Here is a 17,628-nt window from a genome sequence, read left to right on the forward strand (position 1 = left end):
GCATAGCCAGTGAGAGCATCATGGAAGGTACGCCTAAACAACCCTCTAATTTATCGTTGTTGTTGCAAAGCTTGCTGGAAGAGGCACGGCAGTTACCGGAACAGGGTAAAGTGGCAGATTATATTCCGGCACTGGCAGCGGTAGCACCTGATCAAATTGGCCTGGCGGTGGCCACCATTGATGGCCAGGTGCATAGCGCCGGTGATGCTGATACCTGTTTTTCTATTCAAAGTGTCTCGAAAATATTTGGCCTGGTACAGGCAATGAACCGCAAAGGTGATGCGCTGTGGCAACGGGTGCATATGGAACCCTCCGGCCAGCCTTTTAACTCTATTGTCCAGCTGGAGTGGGAGCATGGCATTCCGCGCAACCCCTTTATTAATGCCGGTGCTCTGGTTGTGGCCGATATGCTGGTCAGCCATTACTCAGCCAGTAAAGCCGCAGCCCTGAACTTTATTCGCAGCCTGGCAATGACCGAACAAATTTGGGCAGATAATGCTGTGTATCATTCAGAGAAAGAGCACGGCAACCGCAATGCGGCGCTGGCTTACCTGATGAAAAGCTTTGGCAATATTGAAGCTGAAGTACCGGATGTGCTCGACCATTATTTTTATCAATGCTCGATTGAAATGAGCTGTAAACAGCTGGCACTTAGTTTATTGTTTTTAGCTAACCGCGGCGTACACCCGGTAAATGAGCAAAGCATATGCAGCCGGCGGGATGCCCACCGGGTTAATGCCATTTTATCGACCAGTGGCATGTATGATCAATCAGGCGAGTTTGCGTTTACCGTCGGCTTGCCGGCAAAGAGTGGTGTCGGGGCGGTATTGCCGCCATAGTACCAAATTACGGCGTTATAGCGGCCTGGAGCCCGAAGCTGAATAATTTTGGCAACTCCTGCCGCGGTATGCATATGATTACCCAACTGGCCGGGCAGCTGGGGTTATCGGTTTACTGATTCAGTTGTTGCGCATCAGCGTTTATATTGAGTAGGACAGTAAGCCCGGCTGATAGCCGGGCTGCGTAGCTTTAGGTGCTTGCTATTGCGACCGCTGACCCTGGCCCGCCAGAGGCGGAACGAGCCTGGTTTTAGTTCGCGGCGCATCAGTTTAATCACGGCGGGTTCGTTTAAGCCATACAATTGCGCGATAGCCTCGAATGGCGTGCGGTCTTCCCAGGCCATTTCAATAATACGCGACAAGTCCGCCTGGCTAAAATATTGGCTCATGGTGCTGTGGCCTGTTCACTTTGGATAAATTTATCGCCCAGTAAACCTGCGCCTAAATGACCAACTTTAACGTAAATTAAGGCCCCTTCAGCTTGAGTAAAGGGGGTATGTTGGCTGTAGCGGGGGCTTCGCAGCCAGCTACCAGCAGGATATTGGCCGTATTCGTCGCAGAACAAGCCTTCAAGTACCAGAATTTCCTCGCCGCCGACATGAATATGCCGGTTAAATTGGGTATCCGGTGCCCAGCGTACCAGTGCCGTACTGACCCCATTGTGTTCATGCAATGGTAGTACCGACAAGCCGGGGACCAGACCGGGGCGCCATTGTTGCTGATGGGTATTGATTGCCAGTTGTTGAGTGTCAGTTGCTGCAAATTGCCATAGCTTAACCAGTAAGGTACAGCCGTTTTCAGAAAAGGGCTTGTGTGACGTACCGGGCGGATTGCGTAAATAAGTTCCTGCCGGATAATCGCCATGTTCATCGCTAAATATGCCGTCCAGCACCAGAATTTCCTCACCACCATCGTGAGTGTGGCTGCTATAGCCACTGCCTGCGTCGTAGCGGACAATACTGGTGGCGCGAGCCACTTCGCCACCCGCCCGGTCCAGCATCATCCGGCTGACACCGGCCAGCGGCGAGGCAATAAATTTATAGTCAGCCGGAAGTACTACTACCCGCTGACTAAAATCGCTGTTTAACTGCATTAGCGGTTAACCCTAACCGAAATGACAGAAGCATAGTTTATTGCCATCGGCATCTTTGACATAAGCGCCGTAAAACGTGTTTTCGATCCGCTGTCCCGGGGCACCCTCGCAGCTGGCACCCAGGGCGAGTGCTTTTTGGTACAACGCATCTACTTTGTCTTTGGAACCGGGTTGAAACGACACCATATTACCATTGCCCGCAGTAGCTGGCTGCTGATTATAGGGTTCGCAAATTGCCAGCATCGGCTGCGCCATGCTTTTACCAAAAAAGGCGATACGGCCCATATCCAACAGGCTTTTGCCGCCCAGTTCGCCCAGTAATTCGCCATAAAAAGCTTTGGCGGCGGTTAAATTATTTACACCCAGGGTAACGTAGCTAATCATTACATGTCTCCGGCTTAATTAAGGTCAACTCAAGATTGCAGTATACGCAGCGGGTAAACAAGTAGAGCAATTAATTATCCGTATTACTAAAAAAATCAGGATAAAGCCAACCACCTAATTTTTTAACTAATTTCCCTGAAACGATGCTTTGTCTATCCCCTTTTTCGGTATTTATGATGGCAAAAAGCGATTGCAGCTTCTACAGTTGTGATAATTGTCAACAAACCACTAAATTTTGATGTCTGTTTATAGTGTGGCTAGGGATATAAAAGGTTACTTAAAGTATGGATACGTTTGAGCTAAGCCAGTTACAGGATGCCATAGTACAGTCGGCTGTAGATGCCATTATCGTAATTGATCAGAAGGGCTTGATCTGTTTCTTTTCGCCGTCAGCAGAAAAATTATTTGGTTACAGCGCAGCAGAGTGTATTGGCCAGAATGTGCGGATGTTGATGCCTGAACCTTTTCATAGCGAGCACGACAGCTATTTGGCTAATTATGTTAATGATAAAAAGCCGGCAAAAATTATTGGTATCGGCCGCGATGTGCAGGGTAAACGGCAGGACGGTTCAGTATTTCCGATGCATTTATCTGTTGGTGAGTCTACCGCCAATGGTAAAAGCTATTTTGTCGGTATTTGCCATGACCTGACCGCCTATCAGGCCAGCGTCAAAGCCCATTTAAATTTAATGTCGGTACAGCATGCGCTGCTGGACGCGGCGGTTGATGGCATTATTTCTATTGATGAATTCGGTATAGTGCAAAGCTTTAACCGCGGCGCTGAGCAGTTATTTGGTTATAAAAAACAAGAAGTAATTGGTCAGAATGTCAGTATGCTGATGACCCGGCAGCATACCGGCCAACACGATAGTTACATTCGCAATTATAAAACCACGGGCAAGGCAAAAATTATTGGCATTGGCCGTGATGTCCAGGCGCAGCGCAAAGATGGCACCGTATTTCCAATGCATCTGTCTGTCGGCGAGTCGATTACTGAACAAGGCCGGGTTTTTGTAGGTGTGTGCCATGACTTGTCAGAATTTAAAGCGGTGTTGCAGCGACTTATTTCTGCTGAACAGCGCTATCGCGACATTGTCCAGAATCAGAAAGAATTTATTTGCCGGTTAAGTAAAAACTCCCGTCTGACGTTCGTTAACAATGCCTTTAGCCGGCAACTGAACCAACAATTGTTTCAGATGTTAGGCATCTCTATTTTTGAATTTATTCATGCTGACGAACGCCATAGTGTTGAGGCGCTGCTAACCCAGTTGCGTCAGGGCACTGAAGAGCAATCTATTTCACTGTCAGTGCGGATGCTGGGCGCCGATAACGCCGTGCATTGGGTTGACTGGACCTTCAGCAGCCTGGCCGGTAAAGCTGACACATCGGATGAAATACAAGGGGTTGGTATTGATATTACCGAGCAGGTCAAAGCAAAAAACCATGCGAAGTTTCTTACCAGCTTTGACGCTTTAACTGGCCTGCTGAATAAAGAAGGTTTAATAGAGCAGTTTAACCAAAGGGCTGAACCGAACGCCACTTATGCCATCTTGTTTATAGATTGCCATCGCTTCCGGCTTATTAACGAAAAATATGGTTATGAGTTTGGTGACCTAATGCTGATTGAAGCGGCGCATCGGTTGCAAAGCATCTTGCCCGAGGGCGCTCTCGCTTGCCGGCCCGGTGCTGATGATTTTATTGTATTACTGCCACTGGCAGATCGAAGCGAACTACTGCCCTTTGTCCATAAATTGATTGAAAGCTATACCGAACCTTACTGGTTAGCCCAGGAAAAGATTGCCCCTTCTATTTGCGTTGGTATTAGCTTATGTCCCGACGACTCTGGCCAGTTGTCAGCGCTAATTCAGCACGCTGAAGCGGCCATGTTCGATGCGAAGCAGCAAGGCTTACCAATGCGGATATACCATAAAGACATCCATAGCGCGTTAACAAAAAGACTTGAAATTGAGCAGGGCCTGCGACGCGCGCTCGAACATAATTTACTCAGTGTGGTACTGCAACCAAAGTACCAGTTATCAACTGAACAACTTATTGGTTATGAGGCGCTGGTGCGTTGGCACGATGCCATACTGGGCACAGTGGCACCGGATGTATTTGTTGCGGTGGCTGAAGCAGTGAATCTGGGCAAAAAACTGGATTGCTGGGTCATCAATGTCGTGTTGCAGCAACTCAACACGTGGCAGCAGGCTGGCTTGCAGCCGCAAGCGGTAGCAATAAATATTACCAGCAAGCATTTTTCTGACCCGACGCTGTTCCGGTTTATTATGGATAAGCTGCAGCAACTGCAACTGGCACCAGCGTGCCTGCAACTTGAAATTACCGAAGGGGTGGCGATGGATAAATCGCCGACCATCCTGGAAAACCTGAATGCGTTTCGCAGAGCGGGTATTAAAATTGCGATTGATGACTTTGGCACCGGATATTCATCCTTGTCCTACCTGACGTCCTTACCTATTGATTTTATTAAAATTGACAAAACTTTCGTCCAGTCGTTAGACAATAACCAAAACCTCAGTTTAGTTAAGGCCATGTTAGCTATGGCTAAGGCCATTGACGTAGAGGTAATTGCCGAGGGTATTGAAACCCCGGCCCAGCAACAGCAACTGGTGTTGCTGGGCTGTGCATTCGGTCAGGGCTATTTATTTGCACGGCCTGCCACATTTGAGGATATAGAGCAGCAGCTTAACCAGGCGGGTTAGCTGAGCTGTTTCACCACCAGCACATCGCAGGGGGTATGCCGGCTTAAGTAGTGGGTTGTGTCACCAAACAGTACAGAACTTAAATCATGCAGATGGCTGTTACCGATAATCGCCAGCTGACACTGATAGTGCTGCACGGCTTTTGGCACCTCATTATCTGGCAGCCCTTCACTCAGGTGAATAACATCTGCTGGTAAGTCATGTGCTGCAATATAAGGCGCCAGTTTACGGGTATGTTGCTGCTGGATGTCAGGCAGTGGTGCAAAGCCGTGGTTACTGTCGTAAGGCAGGCTCATACTGTAGTCGTCGGCCTGATAGCAATTGAGCACGTGCAGGTGTAGGTTGTCCTGTTGCACGATTTGTTCGCCAATGGTCAGGATGCTGTGGTTCAGGCGATGTTGCTGGGTACTGTTATCGTCCAGATCAAGGCAGGCCAGAATGTTCAGTTCAGCATTGGCGCTGGCTTGTTTGACCAGCCACACCGGCAAGGTGCAGTCGCTGATAAAATAATGCTCTAAATCAGGTATGAACCATGACAGTAAACTGCGTTTTGGTCGCAGAAATTTAATAATTAAACTGACATCACTGGCCGCGAGCAGTTGTTCAATTTTTTGCCGGGCCGGTTGCTGCCAGCAAATATCGATAACAGGCGTCAGGGTCAGTGGCTGTGTGGCGGCAATGTGCTGCAGCAATTGTTGCTGATATTGCGCCGCCTGTTCGCTGATGTTGGCCTGCCCCCGGCTTTGATACATTGAGCAAAACAACGTGACTTTGCTTTGATACTGCTTCGCCAGCGTTAAGGCTCTGCTTAGCACCAGTTTGTCATCGGGCTGGTTTTGTAATACTACCAATAAATGCTTGAATACCTGTTTCATAATGTTATCCGGGTTTATCTGAACCTGTGTTGCCGCATTGGCAAAGCGTACAGCCAGACTACTTAACTGAGCCGTTAGTTAAGTAAGCGGATTTGGTTAGATAAAAAGACAACAAAACAGAAAAAATTTAAATAAAGTTAGAATGCCTTTAAATAGCCTGATGAATAAAAGCTTTGGCCAACTTACTGCTGCGCTCAATGGTTTTACCTGACACCCCATATAACTCGCCAATTTGCTCCGGGCTTAAACCTGCAAAAAACTGCAGGTCAAGAATCTCAGCTTTTTGCTGGTCAAACTCTGCCAATGCCTGCAGCGCATTATGCAGGCCAATAATACTATTGGAGTCATCCACTGCCAGAGCATGATCGCTCAGGGTTATTTGTAACAGGCCGTCACCACGCTTAGCGGCATTGCGCGCCCTGGCATGATCCACCAGAATTCGCCGCATAATACTGCCAGCCAACCTGAAAAAGTGCAGCCTGTCCTGATAATCGACGTCGGCCTGCATTAAACCAATAAAGGCTTCATTGACCAGGGCGGTGGCCTGTAAGGTATGGCCCGGCCGTTCCTGGTGCATATACTTTGCCGCCAGTTGATGCAGTTTTTGCTGCACCAGCTGGCTGAGTTGTTGCTCGGCTTGTAGATCACCGTCCCGCCATTGCCCCAGCAAAATAGTAATGCTTGTATGTTCCTCAACGATAGACATAGGATTATTTTCTACTAGGCTGTTAATTGGTTACATTATAGGCAGGGTTTTACTAATTTAGGAAATGTAATGGCAAAAGTGAATGAATAAGCAGTTGTGGCTGCAGATTGAACCGCTATTTTATCAGGCAATTGCCTTGCCTGAGGCTGAGCGTGACAACTTCATCAAACAGGTTAGCGCTGACAACCCTGAACTTTACAATGCACTGCAGCAATTGCTGGCCAGTAACGGCCATACGTTACAGATGCAGGATATGCTGGCTTCAGAGGCCGCGTCGCTGTTGGCCCATTCGCAGGATTTGAGCGGCGAGATGCTCGGGCCTTACAAGCTGTTACGCCAGCTTGGTCGCGGGGGCATGGGCACTGTATATCTGGCAGAGCGGGCGGACAAACAATTTGAAAAGCAAGTTGCGATTAAGCTGGTGGCAACCACCCTGATAAACCCACTGTTGCTGCATGCGTTCAGAGCAGAGCGCCAGATCCTGGCCGATTTAGAGCACGCTGCGATCAGTCGCCTGCTTGATGGCGGAACCACAGCCGAAGGTATGCCATATCTGGTAATGGAATATGTTAAGGGCGAACCTGTTGATCAGTATTGTGATTCGCGAAGCTTGTCGCTGATTGCGCGGTTACAATTGTTTGTCAAAGTGCTGGCTGCCGTTGCTTTTGCACATCAGAAAATGGTGGTGCATTGTGATATCAAGCCATCCAATATTTTAGTAAGCCAGGATGGCGAACCTAAACTACTCGATTTTGGTATTGCCGCCAGCTGAACCGCGCCACCAGCACCGATGCTGCGCGGCTACTGAGCAACTGGGGTTAACGTTGAACTACGCCAGCCCGGAACAGCAACAGGGCAAAGCACTTTCTACCCTGAGTGATGTTTACGCCTTGGGGTTGATATTGCAGTTAGTTGGCAACAGCGCCAACAGCGACCTGTGCTGGATTATTCAGCGTGCCTTGCGAGCCAGAGCCGCTAAAGGTATCAGTCTGTTACGGCGTTCAGCGATGATATAAAACGTTTTCTGGGTAAACATCCAATACAGGCCCGGCCCGCCAGGTTGGTGGTACCGCTGTCAGACGTTTGTCCGGCGCAATACCGCCAGCAGCAGCCCTGGCGGCGGTTATTCTGTGTGGTATTACCGCGTTTAGCGCCGCCTTCTGGCAACAGGCGCAACAGGTAAAGCAAGAACGTGACATCGCCAGGCTGCAGCGGGACAAAGCGCTGGCAATAACTGAATTTGTTACCAACATGCTGGGCAAGGCCGACCCTAACGAAGCGCAGGGCGCCGAACCAAAGGTGCGGGATGTGCTGGATGAGGCCAGCAATCAGCTGGCAGAACAAAGCGACCATGCCTCGTAGCCAGCAACCTGAAGTGGCTGCCGCAGTGCAATCGGATTAACCGGCCGCGGCGCTTTACCGCTCGCTTGGCTTATTACCTGCACGCCGAGCACCACATGGAACAGGCCCAACAATTAGCAATACAACACCACTTTACCAACACCGAATTGTATTGGCAGATATTAATGACGTTGGCTGATATTTATCAGGATCAATATAAAACAGCTCAGGTTCTGGCATTACGTTACCAGAGCCTGCAACTGGCAGAGCAGTTGTTTGGTAAAGAGCACAAGCTTACTTTGGGTTCTTTAAGCAGCTTAGCCAGTGCTTATCATACTAACGGCGATTTAGTAAAAGCCGAGCAGATGTGGCTGCGTTTGCATCAGGACAGGTTACGGCTGCTGGGCGAGCAACACCCTGATATTGTGCATTCACTGGTGCAACTGGGTATCATTTACCATTGGTTGGGGCAATATAGTCAGGCGGAGCAATATTACTTGCAGTGCTTGGATAAAGCACAACAGCTTTATGGGGCCAAACATCCTGCGACACTGCAATGCATGAGCACGCTGGGTTCGCTATATGAAGGAAGCGGACAGTATGAAAAGGCCGAACCGCTTATTTTGCAACACATTGCGCTTGCTAAGCAGGTATTGGGACCGCTGCATCCTGACACCCTGCGCTCGCAACACAATCTGGCAGATACCTATCGTGGTTTGGGCCGTTATGCCGAGGCACAACGCTTGTTCCGGCAGGTATTGACCAATCGCACTGAGGTGCTGGGCGGCGACAATATTGAAACACTGCAAAGCCAGATGAAGCTTGCCCGCTTATTGCGCCAGCAACAGCAATTTACTGAGGCCGAGCAGTTAGTACTGGATGCCTATACCAAGAAAACCCAACAACTGGGCGAAGCCCACCCACAACCTACAGTCCGCAGCGCAAATACTGGCAGATACCTATCTGGCGCAGCAAAAAGCCGATGCCGCACTACAGTTATATCAGCAAATTGTTACCCTGCGCGGTGAAAAAATGCCGACCACCCTGACATTATCGATACCTGGGCGGGCATTGCAAACTTATTGTTACAAGGTATTACAGCAGGCAAGCGCAGCGCTGGAACGCGCCGATAGCATCATCGCGTTGCATCCGCAGAAAAAAAGCAGCAATGTTCAGCAAGCCAGGCTCGCGTTGCAGCAACAACGGTAATGAAAGAAACATATGGTCCATAAACACGTGCACCGCTCGCACCGGGTTGGTGGCTGCGTGCCGCGTGCCTAGGCGCTAACGATGGTATTGTATCTACCGCCAGCTTAATTATTGGGGTGGCTGCCGCCAACACAAACCATCAAAGTGTGATGCTGGCCGGAGTTGCCGGCCTGGTGGCCGGGGCTATGTCAGTGGCGGCGGGTGAGTATGTTTCGTCAGTTCGCAGGCGGACACTGAACATGCTGATCTTAACAGGACTTGAGAGGGTATCACTGGTTGAAAACCCGCAGTCGGAAAAAAAATGACTCGCTGAAATTTGATTTATGTCAAAAGAGGTGTTGAGCCTGACCTGGCGCGTACCGTTGCTGAACAGCTGATGGCCCATGATGCGCTGGGCGCCCATGCCAGAGACGAAATTGGTATTTCAGCAAATAGCGTTTGCCCGTCCGATTCAGGCTGCACTCTCCCCCCGGCAAGTTACGCTTTACCATAGGGGCGGCACTGCCGTTAATGAGTCGCCTGGGCAATGCCGGGGCAATTCCTGATCCATGCTGTTGCCGGGCTGTCGTTGCGTTTCTGGCGCGGTGCTAGGGGCACTGGCCGCTCGCGCGGGCGGGTGGTGCGTCAGCCAATCAAGGGGCGCTGCCAGGGTCACCTTCTGGGGCGCGCTGGCCATGGCGTTGACGGCTTTAGTGGGCAGTTTTTTCTGAGTTGTCGCTGTTGGCAGAACTTGCACCTTTAGCATGTTGACACTGACAGTCGTCGACATCAGATGGTTATTAGCTGCAAACAAATGTTTGCTGTACAAAAATCGGTGCCGAGAATTGACTGTTGAGTCGCCGGTCAGGTTAAACTGATAGGCATGTCGCGCCAGTGGCTGTTTTACACCGGTCTGGTAGGTATCAACCTTGACCAGACCGTTACTATCGATATGGAACACCCGGAACATAGCCGTGTGCTTAGTTTCATCCGGAATTTTAGTCCGTTCCAGCGCCGGGATATGCAGGTAATGCACCTTGCCCAGTTGCTTTGAATGCGCAACCCGGTCCATATCCATATGTAAGTCTCCGGAAATTACCGCGGCCAGATTTGGCTGGGCAATTATCTCGCTAAAACCAGGGTGATGAATGCCTTTTTCGGCATTCTCAGGATAGACACCTGCCTGGGCGCCGTGCACTACCAGTAATACCGGCTTGGGATACAGCTGGCTGATTTGCTGCTGCATCCAGCTGATCCCGCTGTCGTTAAAATCGCGGCCGTGATCAGGTGAGGCTAATACCAATGCTACACTATCAAACTCCAGCACATAGCTCGGGTTGTTAATGGTCACCTTGCCCTCGTTCCACAGATTGACGTAGTGCAGATAACGTTCAACAGTGCTGCCATGCTCTTCATTACCCATAATCGGATAAAACGGCAGCGTCAGCTGTTGCAGCACCGGCGTAACATTGTCGTACTGCACAAGCGTGCCTTTATGAGCAATATCACCGACCCCAACCACAAAATCCAGCTGCAAAGGTTCGCTTAACTGATTTACGTCGGCTACTGCGGCGGCGACATTCGGAAACTGCGGTTCAGGTTTGGGCTCGGCATCTCCCAGCACGGCGAAACTGAGTACTTTGCCGGGCGTGTTGCTGGTCGTGTTGCTGGTAGCGGTGGCCTCTGCTGCAGGTTCTGCCACCGAGCAAGCGCCAAGTGTCGCGGCCAGAATTGTGCTTAGCAGTACCAGATACAGTTGTTGCCAGCTACGGGTTTTAACAGGTTTCATAAAGATCCTTTAAAAAGTCACGGTTAATTGAAATTGAATAAGCCTTTAAAATCAGTAGGGATTAAGCCAGTCCAGCGTTTAAAAGCCCGGCGAAAATTATGTTCATCGGAATAACCGAGTTGTTGTGCCAGTTGGCGGTTAGAGTATTGCCCTTGTTGCAGCAGACGGCGGGCCTGTTCGCGCCGGACCTGATCCAGCAGCCGGGCAAAGTTGGTGTGATGCTGACTTACTTGACGTTTCAGGCTGCTAGCGGAAAGCCCCAGCACTTTTGCTACTTCTTCATGACTTAACAGTTCCGGCAAAGCCCGTTGTTGCAAACGACATACCTGTTCCAGCAATCCGCGTTGGCGGGGCAGCACGCGGTTCAGCTGCAGACAACTGCGGCGGGCGGCTTTGAAACGCTCTGGATCAGCGTCGCTGAAAGGTTGTTGCCACAATGACAGCGGAATACTGATGCTATCGCAGGGTTGATTGAAGTTAACTGCACAATCCCAATGCAGCTGAGCCTGCAACTGTTTTGCGCTGCATCCTGATTGCAACTGCACATTAATACCTTCGGTGGTGCCGAGCTGTTGCTTGAGTAGATCCAGTAGCAATGAACACAACACCGTCATCATAAACGGTTGCTGGTTTGCCAGCCCCACGCCGGGCTGCAACTCGATGGTAATGGCTTGCTGTTGTGGCAGCGGATACATGGTCGCGTATACCGCAGGAAATAACTGATGTCGGAAATACCATAGCTGAGCCAGCGCCTGGCGCAGGTTTGCAGATGCCTGAAGACATTGACACAGCGAAATATAACGGCTGTTCAACATGGCGCTGCCGAGCAAAAATGGCAACTCCGGACTGTTCAGCTGCTGCTGACAGTTTTGCAGTAATTTAAGCCAGTCGGCATGGTGTAGCCGGCCATGCGGCTTATGTAAGTCCTGTTCGAATATGCGGGTGCCGGTAAGCAGTTTGCTTAACGTCGCCCCGCGGCGCTGCGCCAGTGCCAGCAATTCGCTGCTACCGTGCTGCAATAGCAGTATTTTATCCTGATAGCCGAAGCCGGGCGTATTGTGACAACCAGAGCTGCGCGCGTTCATCAGGCAGGTTTGTAACTGAAATTACCGGCCTGTTTCGCCAGTGCCAGCGCCTGCTCTGCCGCCTTAAAAGCCGCTTTAGTGCTGCCCTGTCGCACGGCCAGAGCAACGACGGTGGTAGCCGGGTCGTTATTACTGTCAGCCAGCTGTGGCAATTGCTGACGCAGGTGCTGCGCCATAATCTGTGCCTGCGGCTCGGCAGTGTCGGGCAGCAGGGCAATAAAGCGGTCACCGGCATAGCGGCACACCAGATCACTGTGCCGTAACTGGCTGCTGAGTAATTCACTTAACTGGCTAAGGTACGCATCGCCCGCTGCCATGCCATGCTGACGATTAAACTGACTGAAGTTATCGATATCAACCACCAGCAAACTGAGCGCTTTGTGCTGGCTTTGGTGCAGTTCAATCTCGCGTTGCAGCACAACTTGCAAATACGCAGCGCCATAGAGTTGCGTTAACGGATCGATCAGCTGATGCTGGCGTAAAAATAACTCGCGGCCCTGCAACTGGCGGTTAATGGCCCGTTGTTCGCGGTGCCAGCCGACCAGACCGTAGGTAAGAATTAACATCCCGACCGGTGCCGGCAGTGACTCAAGCCAGCTCATCAGCCGGATAGCATCCGGATAACGAATAAATTCGTCCAGTAAGTCGAGAAAGTACGAGTACACCAGCAGCAAACTGCCGTAATACAGCCATTCAGTAACCCGCCCCGCTGGTCGGCTGCTGATAATAAGCCCCAGCCAGCCACAGGCCACCAGCAAGGTAGTGCCCTCGCCCAGAATATCTAACCAGTCGAACTCGTTGGCTTGCTTGCCGCTGCCACTATGAATAGCCAGCAGCAGGCCGCTGAGTAACAACAGCAGGCTGGATAGCAGTTTATAACGGTGTTGTTGCCACATAAGTACAGTTGTCCGGCAAATAACAACCATTTTGCGGCGCAGGCATGACATTGATATGACAAATTCCAGCAGTAAACAGGCTTTGCTGCGCAGTAAAGACCCGGGTCAGCAGCGTGCAGCACAGGCGGTTACCCCCCGCTGTTTTGTCACAGAGCAACGGCAGACTGGTGGGCACTATCTACTGCAACCTGAGAGCACGTTATGAAACTGAACTATCGTCGTACCTTGCTGGCATCTGCCATTGCCGTGGCCTGTGGCGCGTTATCCGCCCCGTTACTGGCAGACACCGAGACTGATGAGATTGAACATATTGAAGTGCGGGGCCAGTTTGGTGCCTTAAGTAAAGCGCTGAACCGCCAGCGCGATGCCGCTGGCATCGTTACCGTGGCCAGTGCGGATGAAATGGGGCAGTTCCCCGATAGCAATGTCAGTGAAGCACTGCAACGATTAGCGGGCTTGTCGGTAGAGCGGGATCAGGGTGAAGGACGCTTTATCCGGGTGCGGGGCCTGGCACCGGACTACAACTCAGTAACTTATAACGGTACATCTCTGGCTGCGCCGGAAGCGGGCAGACGAGCGGTGGCGCTGGATGTGATCCCGTCTGATTTGCTGGAGTCGGTTGAAGTCAATAAAACCCTGACCCCGGATATGGCCGCCGGCTCGCTCGGCGGCACTGTCGAAATAAAAAGCTTGTCAGCATTTGACCGTAGCAACGATTTTTACTCTTTTACCGCCGAGGCGGGCTACAACGAGCAACAGTCGAAAACCAGCCCTAAAGTGTCCGGGGTATTCAGTAAAATACTGGATTTCGGTGGCGAAACAGACAGCCTGGGGATGGCCATTGCCGCCAGTTTTGCCGAGCGCAAATTTGGCTCTGAAAACGTCGAGACCGGTGGCAGCTGGGATTTTGATGAAGGGCTGGAAGAGTTTGAACTGCGCGACTACACCATCAGCCGGGAACGGTTGGGACTGGCACTGAACCTGGATTACCGCCCTGGTAGTAATAATGAATATTACCTGCGTAGCCTGTATAGCCGTTTTAGTGACAATGAACAGCGCCAGGGGCTGGTGGTCGAATTTGCTGATCCGCAATGGGCCGGCGCCAGCGGCGAAGCGGAAGTACTGCGCTCGTTAAAACAGCGCGAAGAAACCCAGAGTATTGCAGCCCTGGTGCTGGGTACCCGTCAGACAGCCGGCAACTGGGAGTGGCAACTGGAAGGTGGTGCCAGCAAAGCCGACGAAGACACCCCGTTTAATATTGGTGCAGCTGACTTTGAACAGGCGTTTGACGACGGTGTTGGCTTCAGCGGCAGCAATATATTGCGCTTAACTGCGCCGGCTGATGCTTTTCTGGCACAAGGCTATGCGTTAAAAGAAGTGGAAATGGGTGATACCTATACCAAAGAGACCGAGCGCAATATTAAGTTTGATCTTAGCCATGAAAGGATCCAAGGCAGCGGCAGTATGCAGCTGAAAGCCGGTATTAAATTCAGCCAGCGGGAAAAAACCGCAGCCGAAGATGTCTGGTTGTTTGAGGATTTTGCCGATCAAGGCATAAGTGCGCTTAGTATGAACGATTATGCCAGTGGCGTGGTGGACTATAGTCTGAGTAACCTCGGGCCCGCGGTCAGCAGTGCTGCTATTTATCAGTTGGTGGCTGGGCTTAACCGCGCTGATTTTGTTGATGAGGTAGAGTCACAAATTAACGACTACCAGGTAGATGAAGATATCAGTGCCGGCTATGTCATGGCAAAGTGGCAACGTGAGCACTGGCAGCTGGTGGGTGGTGTACGTTATGAATATGAAAAACGGGACGCAGTCGGTACCCGTTATGATGACAGTACAGAGCTGTTTAGTGCCAACCAGCAAAGTAGCAGTGAGGGGTATTGGTTACCGGCACTGGTCGGGCGCTACAACCTGGCAGAGAACAGTATCGTGCGGGCGGCGTTCAGTACCGGTCTGGTGCGCCCGAACTTTGAGCAGTTGGCACCGGCCTTTATTCTGGAACGCGACGATGACGAACTGGAAGCCGCGTTCGGTAACCCGGACTTAAAGGCGCTGACCTCCAATAATTTTGACCTGGGCATCGAGCATTATGCTGACAAGCTTGGTGTGCTGTCGGCGATGTTGTTCTATAAGCAGATTGATAACTTTATTTACGAAGCTGATTTAGCTGGCCGTGGCGAATATGCTGACTTTGGCAAAGCCGAAACCTTTGTCAATGGCGGCAGCGCCGACTTATATGGCGTGGAATTAAATGCGGTGCATCAGCTGGCGGGTTTTGATAGCTGGCTGGATCACCTGCTGCTATCGGCTAACCTGACCCTGACCGACTCTGCTGCAGATATCGAATGGTTTGATGATGGTAGTTTGCTGCGCCGGGAAGTGGCACTGCCCAGTCAGTCAGATCAAACGGCTAACCTGAGTATCGGCTACGAGACTGACAGCCTGAGTCTGCGCCTGGCCGCTAATTATAAATCTGAGTATCTGGCGGAAGTCGGTGATGTCAGTGACGCCGCCTACGACGTGTATGCCGATGACCATCTGCAACTGGATTTCAGCAGTAAATGGACATTCAGCCGCGGTATGCAGCTGTATTTTAATGTGATTAATTTAAATGATGAGCCTTACTACGCTTATACAGGTCGCAAGCCCTATAACTTCCAATATGAACAGTATGGCCGCACCGTGGTGCTGGGCCTGCAGATCACTAACTGGTAAACAAGGAAGCAGACGATGCGATTTAGTAAACACGTTTTTACCCGGAGCGGAGTGTGTCTGGCAATTGCAGCACTGGTTAGTGGCTGTCAGCTTGAGCAAGCAAAGCTGGCAGGGCAAAGTGCGCCGGTACAACAGCTGACTGACATTAGCGCCAGCCATTACCACAAAGTGCAATTGTCTGGCACGGAATATCAGATTTTCACCGATAAGTCTGGCTTACACGTGCGCCAGAGCCCTGAGACAAAAAGCCCTGAGACAAAAGATGCTGAGGTAATCAGTAGCTACCCCGGGGCATTTATCCGGCTCACTGTACAAAAGCTGACAGACGACAGCCTGCTACTGGCAGCGATGGACGACAATAATAACAGCCTGCATTTGTGGCAGCTGAACCCGCAAGCAAGCGAGCCGTTACTGTTACTCCGGCGCCAATTAATTAGCAGCCGGGTGGTGGATGATCTGTGCTTTTATCAGAGCAGTGAAAACCAGCAACTTAGCCTGTTTTTACTGGGTGGGCGCGGTGGTGCCGATCAGCTGTTACTGCAGCAACAGCAGCAATGGCTGGCAGAGCCACTGGTTATCCGCGAATTAAATGTACCTTACGACAGCACGGCCTGTGTCACCGATCCGGTTAGCGGGGCCTTGTATATTGCCGAGGCTGACCGGGCTATCTGGCGTTACCAGGCCGAGCCCGAGGCTGATGAAGGCCGCAGTTTAGTGCAGGTTAATGCGCCTTTTGGCCAATTACAGGGCGAAGTAAAAGCAATGCAGTTATTAGCGGATGGCAGTTTGCTGGCGCTGGAAGAACAACCGGCCCGGGTGCTGCATCTTAACCGCGGCGGCGAGGTATTATCGACCCGGCAAGTACCGGGACTTGCTGAAGCAAGCGGCCTTGCCGTCCGTATACAAGCCAATAACGCCACCTTGTTTGTCAGCAGCGAGGATGCCGCGCCCGTGCAGCAGTTATCGCTGCCATTACCCTCTACGTCCGCTCGCAGCAACAGAGCTGCGGTAGTACAGCTAATGCCAACCTTACAGACCGAGCCAGCGAGTCAGCGCGGTGATGTTATGGATGACCCGGCCGTATGGCATCACCCTGAGCAGCCTGAGTTAAGCCTGCTGCTGGGTACCGATAAGCGGGCCGGACTGGATGTTTACAATATGCAGGGCCAGCGGGTACAGCAACTGCCGGTTGGCCGCTTAAATAATGTTGATGTGCGGTATAATTTGCGCTGGCAGGGCCAGACGCATGACCTCGCCGTGGCCAGCCTACGTGACGACAACAGCCTGCAAATGTTTGCCATTGACCTTAACGGCCTGCTGTATAACGCGGGGAGGGTGGCAACGGCGATGACGGAAATTTATGGTTTATGCCTGTATCAAAGTGGCCGCAGTGGGCAGCACTATGTGTTTGTTAACGACAAATCTGGTTTGATTGAACAGTACCGGATAAGCAGCGATGGCCAAAACTGGCAGGGCGTTTTAGTGCGCTCGCTGCAGGTACCCAGCCAACCAGAGGGCTGTGTGACGGATGATAAACGCGGCATTTTGTTTGTCGGCGAAGAAGATCAGGCTATCTGGCGCTTTGCTGCCGAAGCAGATGCAGCAACAAGCGGCGAGGTAATATTGCGGGTTGACGGTGAGCGTCTGGTTGATGATATTGAAGGTATCGCGCTGGCGGAGCACAACGGTAACAGTTATCTGCTGGTTTCAAGTCAGGGTAACGACAGTTATCTGCTTTTTGATGCCGCGCCGCCTTATGCTGAGCGGCTGCATTTCAGAATTGGTACTAACCCGGAACTGGGGATAGATGGCGCGTCAGAAACCGATGGCCTGGACGTTACCACCCGCTCGCTGGGCCCCGGTTTTGAACAGGGGGCACTGGTGGTGCAGGACGGCCGTAACCGGATGCCGGAGCAGGGCCAGAACCTGAAACTGGTGCCATGGCAAGCACTACTGCAGCAATTAAAATAGCAGGTTACTCGGTTGTCAAA

General features: G+C 51.3%; 18 protein-coding genes and 1 pseudogene. 11 read left to right on the top strand and 8 right to left on the bottom strand.

Annotated elements, in window-relative coordinates; translation table 11 throughout:
• Positions 1–20 precede the first annotated feature (20 nt).
• A pseudogene (glsB, locus tag KG631_RS09580) lies at positions 21–958 on the top strand (glutaminase B).
• Positions 959–973: 15 nt separating this feature from the next.
• Here the strand turns inward: glsB and KG631_RS09585 are convergent.
• Genes KG631_RS09585 through KG631_RS09595 form a run of 3 tightly spaced genes read right to left on the bottom strand, consistent with a single transcriptional unit; the run spans position 974 to position 2,316 of the window.
• Positions 974–1,228 carry a TIGR03643 family protein gene (locus tag KG631_RS09585; RefSeq protein WP_213999221.1) on the bottom strand — a complete coding sequence of 85 codons (255 nt, stop codon included), beginning with the start codon at positions 1,226–1,228 and terminating at the stop codon, positions 974–976.
• Positions 1,225–1,932: a cupin domain-containing protein gene (locus KG631_RS09590; RefSeq protein WP_213999223.1), complete on the bottom strand. Its 708-nt coding sequence runs from the start codon at positions 1,930–1,932 to the stop codon at positions 1,225–1,227. Before KG631_RS09590 ends, KG631_RS09585 begins: the two co-directional genes overlap by 4 nt.
• Before the next feature lie 12 nt (positions 1,933–1,944).
• Positions 1,945–2,316 carry a VOC family protein gene (locus KG631_RS09595; RefSeq protein ID WP_213999229.1) on the bottom strand — a complete coding sequence of 124 codons (372 nt, stop codon included), beginning with the start codon at positions 2,314–2,316 and terminating at the stop codon, positions 1,945–1,947.
• A gap of 284 nt (positions 2,317–2,600) precedes the next feature.
• Between KG631_RS09595 and KG631_RS09600 the strand changes: the two genes are divergently transcribed.
• Positions 2,601–5,036 carry an EAL domain-containing protein gene (locus KG631_RS09600; RefSeq protein ID WP_213999236.1) on the top strand — a complete coding sequence of 812 codons (2,436 nt, stop codon included), beginning with the start codon at positions 2,601–2,603 and terminating at the stop codon, positions 5,034–5,036.
• On the opposite strand, the gene KG631_RS09605 is transcribed toward KG631_RS09600, so the two are convergent.
• Together KG631_RS09605 and KG631_RS09610 are read right to left on the bottom strand one after the other, a co-directional pair.
• A complete protein-coding gene (locus KG631_RS09605; RefSeq protein WP_213999239.1) occupies positions 5,033–5,911 on the bottom strand; it encodes a universal stress protein in 879 nt (292 codons plus the stop codon). The two genes, KG631_RS09600 and KG631_RS09605, sit on opposite strands and share 4 nt — an antisense overlap.
• 148 nt (positions 5,912–6,059) lie before the next feature.
• Positions 6,060–6,617: an ECF-type sigma factor gene (locus tag KG631_RS09610; protein WP_213999241.1), complete on the bottom strand. Its 558-nt coding sequence runs from the start codon at positions 6,615–6,617 to the stop codon at positions 6,060–6,062.
• 82 nt (positions 6,618–6,699) lie between these two features.
• Here KG631_RS09610 and KG631_RS09615 point away from each other — a divergent pair, with 82 nt between their 5' ends.
• The 6 genes from KG631_RS09615 to KG631_RS18905 all read left to right on the top strand — a co-directional run bounded on the left by KG631_RS09615 (position 6,700) and on the right by KG631_RS18905 (position 9,472).
• Positions 6,700–7,389 (top strand): serine/threonine-protein kinase, encoded by a 690-nt coding sequence (locus tag KG631_RS09615; RefSeq protein ID WP_213999243.1) that lies wholly within the window; start codon positions 6,700–6,702, stop codon positions 7,387–7,389.
• A complete protein-coding gene (locus tag KG631_RS09620; RefSeq protein ID WP_213999245.1) occupies positions 7,346–7,633 on the top strand; it encodes a hypothetical protein in 288 nt (95 codons plus the stop codon). Before KG631_RS09615 ends, KG631_RS09620 begins: the two co-directional genes overlap by 44 nt.
• Before the next feature lie 67 nt (positions 7,634–7,700).
• Complete coding sequence (locus KG631_RS09625) at positions 7,701–7,979, top strand: hypothetical protein (RefSeq protein ID WP_213999248.1); 279 nt, start codon at positions 7,701–7,703, stop codon at positions 7,977–7,979.
• A gap of 95 nt (positions 7,980–8,074) precedes the next feature.
• Positions 8,075–8,986: a tetratricopeptide repeat protein gene (locus tag KG631_RS09630; RefSeq protein ID WP_213999250.1), complete on the top strand. Its 912-nt coding sequence runs from the start codon at positions 8,075–8,077 to the stop codon at positions 8,984–8,986.
• A 4-nt stretch (positions 8,987–8,990) separates the two neighbouring features.
• A complete protein-coding gene (locus KG631_RS09635) occupies positions 8,991–9,167 on the top strand; it encodes a hypothetical protein (RefSeq protein ID WP_213999253.1) in 177 nt (58 codons plus the stop codon).
• A 110-nt stretch (positions 9,168–9,277) separates the two neighbouring features.
• Complete coding sequence (locus KG631_RS18905) at positions 9,278–9,472, top strand: VIT1/CCC1 transporter family protein (protein ID WP_365868816.1); 195 nt, start codon at positions 9,278–9,280, stop codon at positions 9,470–9,472.
• Positions 9,473–9,651: 179 nt separating this feature from the next.
• On the opposite strand, the gene KG631_RS09645 is transcribed toward KG631_RS18905, so the two are convergent.
• The 3 genes from KG631_RS09645 to KG631_RS09655 are packed head-to-tail and all read right to left on the bottom strand — an operon-like array spanning position 9,652 to position 12,916.
• Positions 9,652–10,935 carry a metallophosphoesterase gene (locus tag KG631_RS09645; RefSeq protein WP_301003713.1) on the bottom strand — a complete coding sequence of 428 codons (1,284 nt, stop codon included), beginning with the start codon at positions 10,933–10,935 and terminating at the stop codon, positions 9,652–9,654.
• A gap of 23 nt (positions 10,936–10,958) precedes the next feature.
• On the bottom strand, positions 10,959–12,020 hold the full coding sequence (locus tag KG631_RS09650; RefSeq protein ID WP_213999255.1) for an AraC family transcriptional regulator: 1,062 nt from the start codon (positions 12,018–12,020) through the stop codon (positions 10,959–10,961).
• Positions 12,020–12,916, bottom strand: a complete 897-nt coding sequence (locus KG631_RS09655) for a GGDEF domain-containing protein (protein ID WP_213999257.1) — start codon at positions 12,914–12,916, stop codon at positions 12,020–12,022. Before KG631_RS09655 ends, KG631_RS09650 begins: the two co-directional genes overlap by 1 nt.
• A 55-nt stretch (positions 12,917–12,971) precedes the next feature.
• Here KG631_RS09655 and KG631_RS09660 point away from each other — a divergent pair, with 55 nt between their 5' ends.
• Genes KG631_RS09660 through KG631_RS09670 form a run of 3 tightly spaced genes read left to right on the top strand, consistent with a single transcriptional unit; the run spans position 12,972 to position 17,608 of the window.
• Complete coding sequence (locus KG631_RS09660; RefSeq protein WP_213999259.1) at positions 12,972–13,121, top strand: hypothetical protein; 150 nt, start codon at positions 12,972–12,974, stop codon at positions 13,119–13,121.
• Complete coding sequence (locus tag KG631_RS09665; protein ID WP_213999261.1) at positions 13,118–15,637, top strand: TonB-dependent receptor; 2,520 nt, start codon at positions 13,118–13,120, stop codon at positions 15,635–15,637. The genes KG631_RS09660 and KG631_RS09665 overlap by 4 nt, the downstream gene beginning before the upstream one ends.
• A 15-nt stretch (positions 15,638–15,652) precedes the next feature.
• Positions 15,653–17,608, top strand: a complete 1,956-nt coding sequence (locus KG631_RS09670) for a phytase (protein ID WP_213999263.1) — start codon at positions 15,653–15,655, stop codon at positions 17,606–17,608.
• The last annotated feature ends 20 nt before the right edge of the window (positions 17,609–17,628 follow it).

It is taken from the genome of Arsukibacterium sp. (assembly GCF_018402695.1).
Classification (GTDB): domain Bacteria; phylum Pseudomonadota; class Gammaproteobacteria; order Enterobacterales; family Alteromonadaceae; genus Alishewanella.